This window comes from Streptomyces sp. Ncost-T10-10d (genome assembly GCF_900091955.1).
In the GTDB taxonomy this organism is placed as follows: domain Bacteria; phylum Actinomycetota; class Actinomycetes; order Streptomycetales; family Streptomycetaceae; genus Streptomyces.
On sequence record NZ_FMDF01000041.1, the window covers coordinates 1 to 17,500 of the forward strand.

General features: G+C 70.4%; 10 protein-coding genes. 6 read left to right on the top strand and 4 right to left on the bottom strand.

The window, feature by feature from the left end:
- From GA0115254_RS04575 to GA0115254_RS04600, 6 genes are all read left to right on the top strand, one after another.
- A partial coding sequence (locus GA0115254_RS04575; protein ID WP_256102394.1) for an FtsK/SpoIIIE domain-containing protein occupies positions 1-1,776 on the top strand: 1,776 nt, incomplete at its 5' end.
- Positions 1,777-1,918: 142 nt separating this feature from the next.
- Positions 1,919-3,286: an ABC transporter substrate-binding protein gene (locus GA0115254_RS04580; RefSeq protein WP_093893982.1), complete on the top strand. Its 1,368-nt coding sequence runs from the start codon at positions 1,919-1,921 to the stop codon at positions 3,284-3,286.
- Between the two features lie 4 nt (positions 3,287-3,290).
- Positions 3,291-4,715, top strand: coding sequence for a carbohydrate ABC transporter permease (locus tag GA0115254_RS04585; RefSeq protein ID WP_093893983.1), 1,425 nt, complete (start codon positions 3,291-3,293; stop codon positions 4,713-4,715).
- Positions 4,716-4,814: 99 nt separating this feature from the next.
- Positions 4,815-5,726, top strand: a complete 912-nt coding sequence (locus tag GA0115254_RS04590; protein WP_093893984.1) for a carbohydrate ABC transporter permease — start codon at positions 4,815-4,817, stop codon at positions 5,724-5,726.
- A 158-nt stretch (positions 5,727-5,884) separates the two neighbouring features.
- On the top strand, positions 5,885-8,197 hold the full coding sequence (locus GA0115254_RS04595; RefSeq protein WP_093893985.1) for a bifunctional glycosyltransferase/CDP-glycerol:glycerophosphate glycerophosphotransferase: 2,313 nt from the start codon (positions 5,885-5,887) through the stop codon (positions 8,195-8,197).
- Between the two features lie 43 nt (positions 8,198-8,240).
- A complete protein-coding gene (locus tag GA0115254_RS04600) occupies positions 8,241-10,442 on the top strand; it encodes a bifunctional glycosyltransferase/CDP-glycerol:glycerophosphate glycerophosphotransferase (RefSeq protein WP_093893986.1) in 2,202 nt (733 codons plus the stop codon).
- A 6-nt stretch (positions 10,443-10,448) separates the two neighbouring features.
- On the opposite strand, the gene GA0115254_RS04605 is transcribed toward GA0115254_RS04600, so the two are convergent.
- The 4 genes from GA0115254_RS04605 to GA0115254_RS04620 form a co-directional block, all read right to left on the bottom strand.
- A complete protein-coding gene (locus GA0115254_RS04605; protein WP_256102395.1) occupies positions 10,449-10,823 on the bottom strand; it encodes a DMT family transporter in 375 nt (124 codons plus the stop codon).
- Positions 10,824-10,893: 70 nt separating this feature from the next.
- Positions 10,894-12,408, bottom strand: a complete 1,515-nt coding sequence (locus GA0115254_RS04610; protein ID WP_093893987.1) for a bifunctional glycosyltransferase/class I SAM-dependent methyltransferase — start codon at positions 12,406-12,408, stop codon at positions 10,894-10,896.
- Between the two features lie 37 nt (positions 12,409-12,445).
- Positions 12,446-13,687 carry a glycosyltransferase family 39 protein gene (locus GA0115254_RS04615; RefSeq protein WP_256102396.1) on the bottom strand — a complete coding sequence of 414 codons (1,242 nt, stop codon included), beginning with the start codon at positions 13,685-13,687 and terminating at the stop codon, positions 12,446-12,448.
- A 206-nt stretch (positions 13,688-13,893) separates the two neighbouring features.
- Complete coding sequence (locus tag GA0115254_RS04620; RefSeq protein ID WP_176739983.1) at positions 13,894-17,460, bottom strand: bifunctional glycosyltransferase/CDP-glycerol:glycerophosphate glycerophosphotransferase; 3,567 nt, start codon at positions 17,458-17,460, stop codon at positions 13,894-13,896.
- Between the last annotated feature and the right edge of the window lie 40 nt (positions 17,461-17,500).

The window sequence follows — 17,500 nt, forward strand, 5'->3', positions numbered from 1 at the left end:
TCGGCACCGTCCCACGGCCGGCCCGCGTCGGCCGCGCTCCCGCCGACCGCCCGGCTGCTGGACGAACTGGGCCTGGCGCGTGCCACCCCGGCATCCCTGATGGCCCGCTGGGCCTCCACCGCGGACGACCAGCCCGGCGCCACGGTCCGCGGTTCGGGCCGCTGGACGGGCGGGCCGGCGGGCGCCGGTGGCGCCATGGATGCGGCCGACGCGGATGCCCGCGGTTCGGGACGTACGGAGTACCCGCGCAGCGCGGGCCCCCGCGTGGGCGCCCAGCGCACAGGTGGCGCACCGGGGCCGGACCGCGCGGGCGAGTACGCCCCCGGCTCGGGGCGCACCCCGTACCCCGGCAGCGAGACCACCACCCACATCGGCACCGTGGGCTACGGCCTCGTGCGCGACGACGCCCACGACACCGGTGGCTCCGGGCGCACCCGGTACCCCGGCACCTCCCGTGTCGGCGGCGGGCACTACGGCAGTCCGCCCGGGGACACCCCGAGCTCCCGCACCGTTCCCGCGTCCGGTACCTGGGGCGGAGCGGATGTCCAGGGGGCCGACAGTCTCCGTTCCGCCGGATCCGGGCCGGCCTCGAACCGGGTCAGCGGACCGCGCGGCAACACGCCCCCGGTCGCGGCACGGGGCGCCGGGAGCGGAGCGGCAGCCGCACGTACCGCCGTGGAAGCGGACACGGGCACCGGCATGCCCGCAGCCGCCGGGGCCGAAGGCACCGCTGCCGTGGCCGCCGGGCGTCCCGTCGTGGTGCTCGGGGCCGGGCCCCGGGGCGCGGTCAGTGTGGATCTGGCGGAGGAGGGCCCCCACCTTCTCATCGAGGGACCGGCCGGCAGCGGACGTACGGAGCTGCTGCGGGCCGTCGCCGCCTCGCTGGCCGCGGCAGCCCGGCCCGACCGGCTGGGCATACTCCTGGTCGACGGCGCTGGTGGCGAGCGCGGTGAGAGCCTGCGCCCGTGTACCGAACTCCCGCACGCGTTCACACACCTGGTGGCCTCGGATCCGGTACGGATGCGTGAGTTCGCGCAGGCGCTGGGCGGCGAACTGAAACGGCGCGCCGAACTGCTCGCCCAGTACGACTTCACCGAGTGGCACCACCGGCACGAGATGGCGCAGCGGATGGTCGGCCAGCGCCCGCCGAGCGCCGCGGAGCAGCGCGGAGACCTCGACTCCCCGATGAGCGGGACGCTCCGGCTGCGGCCCGCCGCAGCACGGTCCACGGACCCCGGCCCCTCCCCGCTGCCCCGGCTCGTCGTCCTGGTCGACGACTTCGACGCGCTGGTCGCCCCGGCGCTCGGCAGCCCCGGCCGCCCCGCCGCGGGGTCGGTCGTACGGGCCCTGGAGGCCGTGGCCAGGGACGGCGGACGGCTCGGCGTCCACCTCGTCGCGACGTCCGCCCGCCCGGACCGTACGGAGGACACGGACCTGGCCCATGGGGCCCGGCTGCGCATCGTGCTCGACGCACCGGTCGTCCCGCCGTCGCCGGAGGATCCGGCACCCGGACGTGGCCGGCTGGGGCATCCGGACGGGCGGGTGACCCCGTTCCAGGGCGGCAGGGTGACGGGACGCATTCCACGTACGGCGACCCTGCGCCCCACCGTCGTCCCGCTGGAGTGGGAGCGGATGGGCGATCCTCCGGCCCGGCGCCCGGTCCGCGAGCTGGGCAACGGTCCGACGGACCTGGCGCTGCTGGCCAGTGCGCTGGAGCGGGCGGCCAGGTCGGTGAACGCCGAGCCGATAACCCCGTTCGGGCCCGTCCTTCCCTGAAGCGGCGCCGGGTCCGGACATCCACTGACATCACGTCACGAGCCCATCACGATCAAGGAGTTGACACGAGAAGCGGTATTGCGGCACCCGTACACCGGGCGTAGGACTGTGCGCACACAACGATGTGAGAGACGGGGAAGCAATGCGCACAACCCTTCGGATCAGCAGGGCCGCCGCGGTGTTCACCGCCATCGGCGCCCTGGCCCTCACCGGTTGCAGTGACGACGGCGGCGGCGGAAAAGACAAGTCGGACAAGAGCTCCGAGGGCGGCAAGGGGAGCTCGTCGAGCGTCGTACTGCCGAAACTGGACGGCGAGAAGCTCTCGGTCGCGGCGGTCTGGACCGGAGCCGAGCAGGCCAACTTCGTCAAGGTCCTCAAGGAGTTCGAGAACCGCACGGGGGCGACGGTCACCTTCGTCCCGGCGCAGGACCCGATCGTCAACTTCCTCGGTACCAAGATCGCGGGCGGCCAGCCGCCGGACGTCGCAATGATCCCGCAGGTCGGCGCGATCCAGCAGGCCGCCCAGAAGAAGTGGGCCAAGCCGGTCGGCGCCGAGGCCAAGGCCCAGCTGGCCAAGAACTATTCGAAGGTCTGGCAGGACCTCGGCACGGTGGACGGCACCCAGTACGGCGTCTACTTCAAGGCCGCCAACAAGTCCCTGATCTGGTACAACGCCAAGGCGTTCGAGAACGCGGGCGCGTCCGAGCCGAAGACCTGGAAGGACTTCCTGGCGACGGCCGAGACGGTCTCCGCCTCGGGTGTCACCCCGGTCTCGGTCGGTGGCGCGGACGGCTGGACCCTCACCGACTGGTTCGAGAACATCTATCTCTCCCAGGCGGGCCCGGAGAAGTACGACCAGCTGGCCCAGCACAAGATCAAGTGGACGGACCCGTCCGTCAAGGACGCGCTGACCACGCTCGCGCAGCTCTTCGGCAAGCCGTCACTGATCGCGGGCGGCGCCGACGGCGCGCTGCAGACGGAGTTCCCGGCCTCGGTCACCCAGACCTTCACCGGAGGAGACCAGCCGAAGGCCGCGATGGTCTACGAGGGCGACTTCGTGGCCGTCAACATCGCGCAGACGAAGGCGAAGATCGGGACCGACGCCAAGGTGTTCCCGTTCCCGGCGGTCGGCGCCGAGTCCCCCGTCGTGACGGGGGGCGACGCGGCGGTGGCCCTGAAGGACGGCAAGGGCGCCCAGGCCCTGCTGACCTGGCTGGCCTCGACCGACGCGGCGAAGATCATGGCCGAACAGGGCGGGTTCATCTCACCGAACAAGACCCTGGACGCCGCCGCGTATCCGAACGAGGTGCAGCGCACGATGGCGAAGGCGCTGATCTCGGCGGGTGACGCGGTCCGGTTCGACATGTCCGACCAGGCCCCGCAGTCCTTCGGCGGGACACCCGGGAAGGGCGAGTGGAAGACCCTCCAGGACTTCCTGAAGAACCCGAAGGACATCGCGGGGACTCAAGCCAAGCTGGAGTCCGACGCGGCCAAGGCGTACAAGAGCTGACGGGATGACGACAGCCGCAGCGGGGGGCGCCGACGCGGTGCCCCCCGCCGACAAGCATCCGTCCGGACAGTCGTCGCTCCCCTCGCCCAGAATGCCGTCCGATGCCCCGGCCGGCGGCCCGAAACGCAGCCGCAGCCGCAGAAGTGTGACCGGCACCCGCCGGGTCATCGCGGCGCTGTTCCTGGCGCCCGCGCTGGTGCTGCTGGGCGCGCTCGTGGTCTATCCGATCGTGTACTCCGTCTACCGGTCGTTCTTCGACCAGTCGGGTACGGGCTTCGCCGGACTCGACAACTACAAGGTGCTGTTCACGGACGACACCATCCGTACAGCGGTCAAGAACAATGCGATCTGGGTCGTGTTCGCGCCGACGGTCTCCACCGTACTAGGGCTGATCTTCGCGGTGCTGACGGAGCGGATCCGCTGGGGTACGGCGTTCAAGCTGATCGTCTTCATGCCGATGGCGATCTCCATGCTCGCGGCGGGCATCATTTTCCGGCTGGTGTACGACGCGGCCCCGGAGCGCGGGGTCGCCAACGCCGTATGGGTGGGTGTGCACGACACATTCGCCGAGTCGGCGGGCTATCCGAAGGCGCATCCGCTGCCCGTCCACCCGCTCAAGGCAGGCGGCGGCGGTTCGTTCGTCACCAAGGCGCCGGTACGGGCCGGCCAGCCGGTGCAGCTGCCGCTGGTCGGTGTGGCACCGGCGAAGATGCCGACGGACGCGAAGCCCGCGAAGGCCGCGGCGGCGGGGGCCGGAAAGATCACCGGCACCGCGTGGCTGGACTTCACCAGGGGCGGCGGCGGCAGGCCCAATGTCATCGACGCCAAGGAGCTGGGGCTCAAGGGCATCGAGGTGGAGGCGGTCAAGAACGGCAAGGTGGTCGCCTCGACGACGGCGGCCGCGGACGGTACGTTCGCCCTGCCCGCTTCGGCGGACGGAGCCGAACTCCGGCTCCCCGCCTCCAACTTCAAGGAGCCGTACAACGGAGTCGAGTGGCTCGGCCCGACCCTGGTCACACCGGGGATCATCGGCTCCTACGTGTGGATGTGGGCCGGGTTCGCAATGGTGCTGATCGCTGCGGGCCTGGCGGGCCTGCCGCGTGAACTCCTGGAAGCGGCCCGGGTGGACGGCGCGAACGAGTGGCAGGTGTTCCGCCGGATCACGGTGCCGATGCTCGCGCCCGTTCTCGCGGTGGTGCTGGTCACGTTGATGATCAACGTTCTGAAGATCTTCGACCTGGTCTTCATCATCGCGCCGGGCTCCTCGCAGGACGATGCGAATGTGCTGGCGCTCCAGCTCTACCGCTCCTCGTTCGGCACGGACGCGGACCTCGGGATCGGCAGCGCCATCGCCGTGCTCCTGCTGCTGCTGGTACTCCCGGTGATGTATTTCAACATCCGCCGGATCCAGAAGGAGGGGCGCCGATGACGACAGCAACGACCACGACCGCCACCCCCTGCCGGGGTCCGGGGGTTGTCCCCCGGGACGGCACAGCAACATCCGCCGGATCCGGAAGGAGGGGCGCCGATGACGACAGCGTCGAACACGGCCACGAGCACGACAGCCGCAACCGAACCGGTGAAGGCCGAGCAGTCCCTCGGCGCACGCATCGCCGCCCGTGCCGGCGGCGGTGTGATGCGGGTCTTCCTCATCCTGGTGGGCCTGTTCTGGCTGATGCCGACCATCGGGCTGCTGCTGTCCTCGCTGCGCGGTGCGGACGACATCGCGTCGACCGGCTGGTGGAAGGTCTTCACGGCCCCGTCCCAGCTCACCTTCGACAACTACTCCCGGCTGCTGGACAATTCGACCATCACCCACTCCCTCCTCAGTACGGTCGTGATCACCGTCCCGGCGACCGTCCTGGTCGTCGTGATCGGTTCACTGGCCGGATATGCCTTCGCCTGGATGGAGTTCCCCGGCCGCGACTGGTGGTTTCTCGTGGTCGTGGGGCTGTTGGTGGTACCGGTGCAGGTCGCCCTGGTCCCCGTCTCCAAGCTCTTCGGCGCGGTCGGGATCTTCGAGACGACCTTCGGTGTGATCATCTTCCACACGGCCTTCGGTCTGCCCTTCGCGATCTTCCTGCTGCGGAACTTCTTCGCGGAGATCCCGAGGGAGCTGCTGGAGGCGGCCCGGCTCGACGGGGCGGGCGAGATCCGGCTCTTCACCCGGGTCGTGATGCCGCTGGGCGGTCCGGCGATCGCCTCGCTCGGGATCTTCCAGTTCCTCTGGGTGTGGAACGACATGCTGGTCGCCTTGATCTTCGCGGACTCCGGCTCACCGCCGATCACGGTGGCCCTGCAGCAGCAGGTACGCCAGTTCGGTAACAACATCGACGTGCTGGCGCCCGGCGCCTTCGTGTCGATGGTCATCCCGCTCGCGGTCTTCTTCGCCTTCCAGCGTCAGTTCGTCTCCGGCGTGATGGCGGGCGCGGTGAAGTAGTCGCACAGCTGTACGTCAACACGGGGTGGTCCTGTTCACCGCAACAGGGCCACCCCATCTGCAATTTTGCGGGTTTGCCACGTTTTGGCGTAACCCTGTCACTCCATCGGAAGTTTGCGAAGCACCCGCCCGTGCTGCGAACGACCCATGGATGTGTTGTGCCCCGGTTCAGTGTCATCGTGCCCGCGTACCGGGTTCAGGCGTATCTGCACGAGAGCCTGGACTCGGTGTTGACCCAGTCCTTCGAGGACTTCGAGCTCATCGCGGTGGACGACTGCTCACCCGACGCCTGCGGCGCCGTCATCGACGAGTTCGCCGCCCGGGACCACCGGGTGCGGGCCCTGCATCTGCCGGAGAACGTGGGCCTGGGCCGGGCCCGTAACGCCGGGATCGCACAGGCCACCGGTGACTATCTGATCTTCCTGGACAGCGACGACACCCTCGCCCCCGGCGCCCTGCGGGCGGTCGCCGACCGGATCGAGGAGACCGGGGAACCGGACGTCCTGGTCTACGACTACGCCCGTACGTACTGGACGGGCGAAAGCGTACGCAACACCTTCGCCGAACACCTCGTCGAGACCGGCCCCGCCACCTTCACGCTCGCCGACCGGCCCGGGCTGCTGAAGGTCCTGATGGTCGTCTGGAACAAGGCGTACCGCCGGGCGTTCGTCGAGGCCGAGGGATTCGCCTTCCCGCCCGGCTACTACGAGGACACGCCCTGGACGTACCCGGTGCTGCTGGCCGCCCGCTCGATCGCGGTCCTCGACCGGGTGTGCGTCGGTTACCGGCAGCGGCGCCAGGGCAACATCCTGGCCACCACCAGCCGCAAGCACTTCGACATCTTCGAGCAGTACGACCGGGTCTTCGCGTTCATCGACGCCCGCCCCGAACTCGCGCCCTGGCGGCCGGTCATCTTCCGCAGGATGCTCGACCACTTCTGCACCCTGTTCACCACTCCCGGCCGGCTGCCGCGCGGCAGCCGCGCCGAGTTCTTCCGCCGCGCCCGCGCCCATTGCGACCGTTACCGCGCCCCGGGCGCCCCTGTTCCGCGCCGCGCCCGGCTGCGCCACGGCCTGATCCGGCTGGGCGCACACCGCACGTACCGTGCGCTGTGGGCCACGCAGTTGCTGCACGGCCGGCTGCGGAAGACCACCACAGCCACCCGCCGGGTACTGCGGGCCGCGGCGCTCCAGGCGTACTACCGCATCCAGCTGCGGCTGCCCGTCCAGGCGGACCGGGCGGTGTTCGCGGCGTACTGGCACCGCGGCTACGCCTGCAATCCGGCCGCGATCGAGGCGAAGGCCCGCGAACTCGTCCCCGGCCTGCGCACCGCCTGGATCTGCAGCCCCGAGGACGCGCACACCGTGCCCACCACGACACAGCGGCTCACCCCCGGAACGTACGGCTACTGGCGGGCGCTGGCCCGCTCCAGGTATCTGGTGAACAACGTCAACTTCGACCGGCGGCTGGTCAAACGGCACGGCCAGGTGCTGCTCCAGACGCACCACGGCACACCGCTCAAGACCATGGGCCTCGACCTCCAGGACCGGCCGGCGGCGGCCCGCGGGATGGACTTCGGCCTGCTGCTCGCCAATGTCGACAAGTGGGACTACTCCCTCTCCGCGAACCAGCACTCCACCCTCGTCTGGGAGAAGGCCTACCCGTCGGCCTCCGCGAGTTGCGCGACGCTGGAGTACGGCTATCCGCGCAATGACATCTACCAGCGGGCCACCGCCGACGACGTGGCGCAGCTGCGCGAGTCGATCGGCATCCCCGAGGGCACCCTGGCCCTGCTGTACGCGCCCACGCACCGCGACTACCGGCGCGACCAGCACATCGCGCTCGACCTGGCACGCGTGCTGCGGGTCCTCGGTCCGGGCTTTGTGATCCTGAGCCGCGCCCACTACTCGTACGAAGCTCCGCCGGTCCGCGAACCGCACCCGCGGATCATCGAGGTCAGCGGCCACCCCTGCGTCGAGGCGCTCGCGCTCGCCTCGGACGCGCTGATCACGGACTACTCGTCGCTGATGTTCGACTACGCCAATCTGGACCGGCCCGTCATCATCCACTGCGACGACCACGAGGCGTACGAAGCGGCCCGCGGCACCTACTTCGACCTGCACTCCTGCCCGCCCGGCGCGATCGCGCACAGCGAGGACGAACTGCTCGACGTCTTCGCGACCGGCCACTGGTGCGGCACCCGCTCCGCCCGACTGCGCGCGGCGTTCCGGGAGCGCTTCTGCCCGTACGACGACGGGCATGCGGCGGAGCGGGTGGTGCGCCGGGTCTTCCTGGGCGACACGTCCGCGCAGCCGCCCGCGATTCCTCCGGCACTGCGGCTGCCCGCACCGGCGGCGGGCAACCCGGCGCAGGTCCCGGTCTCCGCGCCGGCCACGGCCACGGTCCCGGCGGACCGGCAGGCATCCGCGGGCCTCGGCCTCGCCGGGGCGCAGCCCACCAACCACCCCTGAGCGCACTCCTTCCCCGTAGACCCGCGTCCGAGAAAGAGCCTGTATGCCCCGGCTGAGTGTCATCATCCCCGTCCGCCGCGCCCGAGGGCAGTTGCGCGAGTGCCTGGAGTCGGTGCTCACGCAGTCGTTCACGGACATCGAGGTGATCGGGGTCGTCGACGGTTCGCCGGACGGTTCGGGGCTGCTGTTCGACGAGTTCGCCGCACGGGACGACCGGGTGCAGGCCATCCATCTGCCGCCGGGGGCCGGGCCGGAGGGGCGGCGCAACGCCGGGGCCGAGCGGGCGGTCGGGGACTATCTCCTCTTCCTGGAGGGCAACTTCGTCCACCTGCCGGGCGCCCTGCAGGCCGTCGCCGACCGGCTGGACGCCGCCGGTGACCCCGAACTGCTGCTGTTCGGCCATCACAGGCGCCCGTTCCGGGGCCGTCCCCGCCCGACCCGGTCGCTGGAACTGCTCGGCGAACTGCCGGAGGGCCGGCTCACCCTGCTCGAACACCCCGTGCTCCTGGACGTCGCACCGGTCTCCTGGAACCGCGCCGTGCGCCGCGCCCTCCACGAGGGCGAGAAGCTGTCCTTCGGACCGGGGCAGCACGGGGAGCGGATGTACGCGCTGCAGACCCTCGCCGCGGCCGAGTCCGTCGCCGTACTCCCCACCGCCTGCGTCGAGCACCGCAGCCGGCGCCATCTGCCCGTTCCGGCCGACGGGACGGAACCGGCGGACGGCTCGACACCGCACCAGCTCGTCGACGCGTACACCGGCCTGATGGAGTTCGTACGGGACCGGCCGCTTCTGCGTCCCGTACGAACCCTGCTCTTCGAGCGGGCGGCCTGGGAGCTCCTCTCCGGATACCCGTCGGTGACCCGGCGGCGCAGGCGCTACGTACGGTCCGTGGCGGCGTTCCACCGTGCGCACCGGCCGGAGGGGCACCGCTTCCCGGCCGGCGCCCAGGGGCTGCGGCCGAAGCTGATGGGCGGTGGCCGGTACCTCCTGCTCGGCGCCCTCGACACGGTCCTGGCCCTGCGCCGGAGTCTGCGGGCGGCGCCCGGCACGATCCGGGCGCGGGCCAGGCGCGCCCTGTCCACGCGCTACTACTGGTGGCAGCGCAGGCTTCCGCTGGACCCCGGGCTCGCCGTCTACGCCGCGTACTGGAACCGCGGGGTGAGCTGCAATCCGGAGGCCGTCTTCCGCAAGGCCCAGGAGCTGGCCCCGCAGGTACGCGGCGTGTGGGTGGTGTCGAAGAACCAGGTGGACGAGGTGCCCGAGGGCATCGACCACGTGGTGCCGGGAACCCGCCGCTACTGGCAGTTGCTGGCCCGTGCCACGTACTTCTTCAACAACGTCAACTTCCCCGACCACCTGGTCAAGCGCCCCGGCCAGGTCCATGTGATGACCCATCACGGCACCCCGCTGAAGATCATGGGATTCGACCAGCAGGACTATCCGGCGGCGGCCCAGGGGCTGAACTTCGACCGGCTGCTCCAGCGCATCGACCGGTGGGACTGGAGCATCTCCGCCAACGCGCACTCCACCGAGGTGTGGGCACGCGCCTATCCGGGTGTCGCCCGGTCCCTCGAATCGGGCTATCCGCGCAATGACGTCTTCGCGACGGCGACGGCCGAGCGGATCGCGGAGATCCGCGAGGGTCTCGGCATCCGGCCGGGCCGGCGCTCCATCCTGTACGCGCCGACGCATCGCGACTACGAGGCGGGGTTCACCAGCCGGCTCGATCTGGTCCGCCTCTGCGAGGCACTCGGCCCGGACACCGCGGTGATGGTCCGCGCCCACTACTTCTACGAGGGTGCCGGGCTGCCGAAGCACCCTTCGCTCGTCGATGTCTGCGACCATCCGCGGATCGAGGAGCTGTGCCTGGCGGCGGATGCGCTGGTGACGGACTACTCGTCGGTGATGTTCGACTACGCCCACCTGGACCGCCCGATCGTGGTGCACGCCCCCGACTGGGAGACGTACCGCACGGTCCGGGGAGTCTGCTTCGATCTGCTGTCCGGGAAGCCCGGCGACACCCCCGGGGCGGTCTCCACCGATACGGACGAGCTGGCCCGGATCTTCCTCGACGGCAGCTGGCGGAGCCCGGCGAACGAGGCCCTGCGGGCCGCGTTCCGGGCCCGGTTCTGTCCGTACGACGACGGGCGCGCAGCGGAGCGGGTGGTGCGGAGGGTTCTGCTGGGGGAACGTGCGGTGCCGGGCCCGTCCGGCGGCGTGTCCTCGAACGCCGGACGGGCTTGAATCTGCTCAGCGTTGCTGGCCCGCCATCACCGTGAAGAGACCGACGACCACGAGCAGCGAGCCTCCCCAGGTCCACATCGAGGTCCGCTCGTGCAGCACGGTCGCCCCGGCCAGGACGATCAGCAGATACCCGAGGGCGTTGAACGGATAGGCGATGGACAGCGGCACCTTGGCCAGGGTGGTCATCCAGGCGACGGCGGACACCGCGAAGACCACCAGGCCGAGGACGACCCAGGGGCTGGTCGCGGCGCGCACGGCGAGGGACCCGCCGCCCTGCGCGGCGGCGGCCGCGGCGCCCTTCATCCCGTGCTTGAGCATGATCTGGCCGCCCGCCGACGAGAACACGGCGAACAGCAGCAGCATCAGACTGGGGAGGGTCAAGGCCTTGCTCCTGACTGCGGCGACCGGGGTTCCGGGCGTCGGGGCGGGGGTGGGACGAGGGACGGTGGTCTCAGACGCCGACCCGGTCGGCAGGGGCGTACTGTCGGTCGAGGATGTCCTGTACATCGACGTGCTCTCCAGCGATGATCGTCTCGGCCGCATGCGGGGTGAGCAGTGCGACGTGCTGATAGCCGAACAGCGTCGGCCGGATCCGGGTGAGCAGCTTCGACACCCCGCCGAGGACCGCGGGGAGCGGTCCGCCTCCGAGCAGCGCCCAGAACGGGGCTCCGGTGGAGGCGATGTGGAGGACGTCGTAGCCCGCGTTCCTGACCGTGCGGCGCAGGCTGGCCCGGGTGAAGAAGCGCAGATGCGTTTCGTCGAGGATGCCGCGCCGGTCGTAGTCGAAGACGCCGAGCGCGACCCGCAGCCGTGAGTACCAGTGGCTGAAGTTCGGTACGGAGAGCAGCACATGGCCGCCGGGCCGCAGCACGGTGGCGACCTCGGCAAGCACGCGCTCGGGGCGGGAGAGATGCTCGATGACATCGCCGGCGACGACGTAGTCGTAATCGGCGCCGATCTCCGCGGGCAGTCCCTCCTCCAGGTCGGCCAGGTGGAAGTGGGTGCATTTCTCGCGTACGCCGGGGACCTCGACGTAGTCCACACCCGTCACCTCGTGGCCGAGGGCTTCGAGGCGCTGCGCGAACAGGCCGCCGGAGCAGCCGAGATCGAGGACCCGGCCGGGCGGGAGGCTGCGCATCTTCTCCAGGATGACGGCGTGCGAGGAACCGTCGCCCTCCTTGAACGCGTACTCGACGGGCTTGGGGATCCAGGCGCAGGTGCCGAATCCCTTGACGGCGAGCCGGTATTCGAGGACGTCCTTGACGACATCCTTCGCGTACTTCATGCCGTTGACGTAGCAGATCTCGTCACCGTAGTAGGTGGGGACGGGGATCTCCTTGATCCGCATTCCTTCGTTGAGCAGCTGGACGATGATCTGGGTGTCGAAGTCGAACGCGTCGGTGTTCCGGTGGATCGGCAGCCTCTTGAGTGCCTCGACGCTGTAGGCGCGGTACCCGGAGTGGAATTCGGTGAGCTGCGAGCCGAGAAGAGTGTTCTCCAGACGGGTGAGAATGCGGTTGCCGAGCCATTTGTACACCGGCATGCCGCCCTTGAGAGCGGATCCGGGTTTCATCATCCGCGAACCGAACACGGCATCGCATTCGCCGCGTTCGATCGGTGCGACCATGTCGGGCAGGAATTCGGGGGCGTACTGTCCGTCGCCGTGCAGCAGCACGACGATGTCGAGTCCGTGTTCGGCGGCCAGCGCGTATCCGGCCTTCTGGTTTCCGCCGTATCCGAGATTCTTGGTGTGCCGCATCACCACGGTCCGCGGCAGTCCCTCCGTCTGCGACCAGCGGCAGCCCGCGGTGAAGGTCGCGTCATGGCTCGCGTCGTCGAGGATCAGGACCTCGGCGACCTTGGACCGGAAGTCTTCCGGAATGCGGTCGAGGGTCCTCTCCAGCGTCGTCTCGGCGTTGTACGCGACCACCAGGATGCCGATCCTGGGGCTCGGGCTTTCCTTCACGGGGCGTTCTCCAGTTGTGCTCGGTGCTTGGGAGGGGTCAGTTGACGGAGGAACCGGTGGGCCGCGGGGTGCAGGACGCCGGGACCGAGGTCCGCTCGGCGGGGGATTGCGGGGGTGCGGCCGACTGCGCGGCGAGGATCTTGCGGACTCCGCTGACGAGGCAGGCGGCGAGGACGAACCAGCCGGCCTCGCCCAGATGCAGCACCGTTTCGCTCCAGCGCACGGCGGAGCGTCCCTGGTAACCGAGGACAGCCGTCAGGCCGAGCAGACAGCTGTACGCGGTGCCTTCCCAGAACCCGATGACGAACAGCCCGGCGGCCGCCCAGGTCAGGTACTGCAGGGCGGAGGCGGTGGAGAGCAGCAGCAGGAGGCCCATCGTGACGGCGACGACACCGGGCAGCTGCGCAGGCCTCAACCAGGCGAGCCAGACCCCGGCCGCCACGCAGACCAGCACGAAGAGGAAGTGGCCCTCGCCCTGGATGAAGGTGATGAAGGACTGCGGCAGGCCGAGCGCGTCGGCGAACCGGACGAGACCCCACAGCCGGTAGCTGCCGCCCGCGTACTCCAGGACGTTCTCCTTCAGGCTCTGCGGCACGGTCACCAGGACCGGTCCCCAGACGAGGGCGACGAAGGCGGTGAACCCGGCGGTGAAACGGATGAGCGCCGGCCGGCCGGAGCGCAGCGCGACGACGAACAGCGCCGGGATCACCACCACCGGGACGAACTTGACACTGATCGAGAGCGCGGCACACACCCCGGCGGCCAGCGGCGACTTCCGGTCCGCGAGCAGATGGGCGGCGGCCAGGGCGAACGTGATGGCGACCGCGTCCGTGTTCCCGTGATAACCGGAGGTGGCGATCAGTACGGGGCTGACGGCCACGCCCACACCGCAGGCGACCGCCGTAGCGGCGGAGCTGCGCCGGCGCACGATTTCGAACACGAGGAGAGCGCAGAAGAAGTCGGCGATCGAGGCGGGTGACCTGATCAGCGTTCCGAAGGGAATCCCGAGTCCGGAGAGTTCATGCAGACCGAGGAGCATCCAGCCGGCCAGTGGCGGATGGTTGTAGACGGGCAGTCCCGGAAGCGGCTGTTCGTAAATCCGAATGGGGCCGTACCGCACGATGGCATCCGCGAAACCTTGAAAGATCCGCACGTCGGCCGGGCCGGGCATATTCGCCGCGATCAGCATTCGGGTGAGGAGACCGGCGGCGGCGGCAATGAGCACCACTGCTCTCGCCCGTCGTACGTCCCAGGTTTCGCATCGCATTCGGATACCCATGAAAACAGAACGTAGCAACCCGACGACACTGAGCAACGCACCGATGACCACACTTACCCGGCTCGCGACTTCGATGCCCTGCGCGTCTGTGCAAACGTCCGAATTCCTGAATCACTCAAACGGTTCAGGCGGGGTGTGATGGCCACGGCACCCCTGCCCGGCCGGCACCGGGACCGGCCGGATCGCAGGGACCACGGTCCGGCGGATCAGGGCCGGTCGAGGCTCTGGAGCATCCGGTCGACCACCCCCGCCGCCGCGTGTCCGTCGTCCAGGTCGCAGAAGTCCCGTTGGAATGCCTCGTACGCCTGCGCGTGCCCCCTGGTGGCCCGCTCCGGGTCGCGCAGCGCCTCGATGAGTCCGGCGGAGCCGGGGATCAGGGGGCCGGGGGCGCGGGCCTCGAAGTCGAAGCAGAAGCCGCGCAGGGCATCGCGGTAGTGCGCCAGATCGTAGGTGTGGAAGAGCATCGGGCGGCCGGTCTGGGCGAAGTCGAACATCAGCGAGGAGTAGTCGGTGACCAGCACGTCGCTGATCAGCATCAGCTCTCCGACGTCCCCGTAGCGCGAGACGTCACGGACGAAGCCGCTGCCGCTGTCCGGGAGTCGGTCGGTGACCAGATAGTGGCGGCGGATCAACAGGACGGTGTCGGCACCGAGTTCGCGTTCGGCGACAGCCAGGTCGAGCTGCAGGTCGAGGGCGTAGCGGCCGCCGCCCTGCGGCCGGTCCTCGCGCCAGGTCGGCGCGTACAGCACGACCCGCTTGCCCTCGGGGATGCCGAGCCGCTCCCGTACCGCCGCGGCGACCTTGGTCCGGTCCGAGGCGTGGAACAGGTCGTTGCGGGGATAGCCGCACTCCAGGACCTCGCCCCGGTAGCCGAACGAGCGCCGCAGGACAGGGGTGGAGAAGCGGTTCGGGGAGACCAGGACACTCCACTGGCGGGCGCGCCGCTCGATGGTGGCGATATAGGCGCCGTTGGCCTGGGCGGTGCCCGCGAGGTCGAGACCGATGCGTTTGAGGGGGGTGCCGTGCCAGGTCTGGACGACGCACTGGCCCTCGCGCCGCTCGAACCACTCCGGCAGCTGGGTGTTGGTGACGATGTGACGGCTGCGGGCCAGCGCCTCGTGCCAGGCGGCGGAGCCGTGCTCGACGGCCGTGGCTCCCGCCGGGATACGGGCCTGCTGGTCGCGCACCACCCACAGATGCTCCAACTCGGCGCCCCGCCGTGCCACTTCCTCATGGATCGCGCGCGGCGAGTCGGAGTACTGGCGGCCGTCGAAGCTGCTGTACAGCACGGTGTCGCGCAGGGGTGCCATGCGTAGGCCCCGGTACGCCTCGCGCAGCAGCCGCTTGCCGCGCACACCACGTTCCGCGGCGGTGAGCACCGATGCGCAGTTGATCAGCAGTTGGTCGTGGAAGCGCCGTTCGATGAGGTACTTCCGGCCCGCGAGGGTGCGGGCGGCGGGCAGGGTGCGGTGGGCGGCGGCCGGGATGCGCAGCGGGGCGTCGTGCACGTCGTCCCTCGCGCCCTTCTCGCGGAGGAAGAGGTACCAATGGCCCTGGCCCAGCGGCAGTTTCCCGCCGGGTCCCTCGACGGCGTCCGGCCGGAGCGCGGCCCTGAACCGCCGCGCCCCGACGGCCCCGGAGGAAGTGAGGGGAAAGACGGCCTCCTCACCGTGCCCGCTGTGCCGGGCCACCAGCTCGACGGGCCGTTCCGGGTCGTCGGGGAAGGTGCCCTCCAGGAGGAGCTGTCCGTCCCCCGTCCAGGTCGCCAGGTCGACGGCGGGCTGTACGCTGCGGTCGCTGATCAGCAGATTGCCGCGGGAGCTTGCGGTCAGACCGAGTTCGCGCCGCTGGTCGCCGTCCCTGCCCAGCGGGTAGCGGCCCGGCAGTACGGGCCCCGGCACATCGATCGGTGTCCTGCGCCCGTCCGGGCCGACGAGTTGCAGGCTGTACGGCAGCTGTGCGGGCGCCGCCCCCTCCCCCGCTCCGTGACGGGCGTCGGCGAAGGCGCCGAGCGGGACATCGGCTGTGAAGCGCCGCCACCCCGCCGCCGAGGGTACGGCCCCCTCGTGCACGGTCACCGGACAGTCGAAGGAGGTACCGGAGGCCCGGTGGGTGAGTGCGAGGCGCAGCGGTCCCTTGCCGAGACGGTCGCGAATCATCCCGTGGATCACCACGGTGCCTGCGCCGCCGTCCGTGCCGCCCGCACGGTGCGTCTCGAAGCGGGCATCGATCCGCTCGGCGTGCAGCACCAGCCTGCCGCTCTCGAAGGCGGACACGATCCGGTGGTCGCCGTCGGGCCGGTGCACGGGCGGCGGTGCGGCCGCCTCGCTCGTCGAGAGGTCGGAGCGGCGCAGCATGCCGTGCCCGGCGATGCCGATCTCCAGGTGCCAGGTGAGCCGTTCGAGGGTGCCGTCCGCATCGATGCGGAGCCTCGCCGGGTCGATGACGGTCTCGAAGCCGGAACGGTCGTAGTCGTGCAGGCTCTGCCGGGACCGGGCGGTGGCCTCGGGTTCGGTGACCGTGCGCAGCCGGAGCGGCAGCACATGCCGTCGCCCTGCCCGCAGCCAGCCGGCCCGGAACTCGGTGCCGCGCGTGGTGGCGGGCAGATTCCGGATGTACGCGTACCCCTTGAGGTACAGCTTGCCGCCCCGCCAGTGGGCGTCCCGCAGCCGGGCGGTGAGCGGCAGATCCCGGTCGGTGACCCGCAGCACCGAACGCGGAACCGGCCGGACGAGGGCGGGGAAGGAGGCGCTGCGGCGCCGCACGCCCCGTACCGCGAACGCTCCCGGCTCGGCCTTGTCGAAGGCGAGCAGGGCCAGCAGTTCATCGGTCCGCCGTTCGCGCACGAGGTGCCACATCAGGCGCAGTCGCAGCGGGAGTTCGTCGAGGACGACCGGGTCGACCTGGTCGGTGAACTCGTTCGCGTAGGTGAGGAAGGCGCGCCGGTACTCCTCGTCGCCGTCGGGCAGCGCCTCCATGAAGTACCAGAGGTCGTTGGCGAGTACGTGCGCCTCGTACTGCCGTTTGTCGGCGGCGCCGCGGTGCTCGTCGAGGAACGTGGAGACGCCCAGCACGTGCGAGGCCCGGTCCTGGATACCGCGGACGACAGCACGACGGGTGGTGATCGAGCCCGCCCGGTCGCGCCAGTGGTAGACGGCGTCCTTCAGCACATCGACGGAGCGGGCCAGGAAGTGGGCGGGCAGGACGACCGGGATGTCCTCGTAGAGGGCGCCGACCGGAAAGGCGAAGGCGTGCTCGTCCCAGAAGGACCGGCGGAAGACCTTGTTGCAGGCGATCCGGTCGGCGGCGAGGTCCCAGTCGCGGGAGATATGGGTGCGCAGCCGGGTCGTCGCCATGGGCTTGCGGAAGTTGGGCGACTGCTGGAGCTTTCCGGAGGCCCGCAGCCGCAGTACATTGCCGGACGCGATGTCCGAGCCGGTCCCGTCCAGGGCGCCGACGAGGAGTTCGTACGCGCGGGGCGGAAGCACGTCGTCGCTGTCGACGAAGGCGAGATGGCGAGCGCCCGGGTCGCAGTGACGGACCCCGGTGTTGCGGGCGTGCCCGAGTCCGCCGTTCTCCTGGCTCACCAGCCGGAACCGGCCGTCCTGTCCGGCGAACTCGGCGGCCAGGGCCGCGCTGTTGTCGGTGGACCCGTCGTCGACCATCACCACCTCCAGGTCGGCCATGGTCTGCTCCGCGAGGGACTTCAGGCAGTCCGTCAGATAGAGCTCGACGTTGTGGACGGGTACGACGACACTGAGCCGTGGCGGCATGTTGAGCACGTCCGTTCATCGGGGGCCTGGTTGTCCGTAT

Bases quoted from the DNA above. Each gene is read 5' to 3' on its own strand.
- GA0115254_RS04580 (WP_093893982.1), top strand. From the start codon at position 1,919: ATGCGCACAACCCTTCGGATCAGCAGGGCCGCCGCGGTGTTCACCGCC.
- GA0115254_RS04585 (WP_093893983.1), top strand. From the start codon at position 3,291: ATGACGACAGCCGCAGCGGGGGGCGCCGACGCGGTGCCCCCCGCCGAC.
- GA0115254_RS04590 (WP_093893984.1), top strand. From the start codon at position 4,815: ATGACGACAGCGTCGAACACGGCCACGAGCACGACAGCCGCAACCGAA.
- GA0115254_RS04600 (WP_093893986.1), top strand. From the start codon at position 8,241: ATGCCCCGGCTGAGTGTCATCATCCCCGTCCGCCGCGCCCGAGGGCAG.
- GA0115254_RS04615 (WP_256102396.1), bottom strand. From the start codon at position 13,687: ATGGGTATCCGAATGCGATGCGAAACCTGGGACGTACGACGGGCGAGA.
- GA0115254_RS04620 (WP_176739983.1), bottom strand. From the start codon at position 17,460: ATGCCGCCACGGCTCAGTGTCGTCGTACCCGTCCACAACGTCGAGCTC.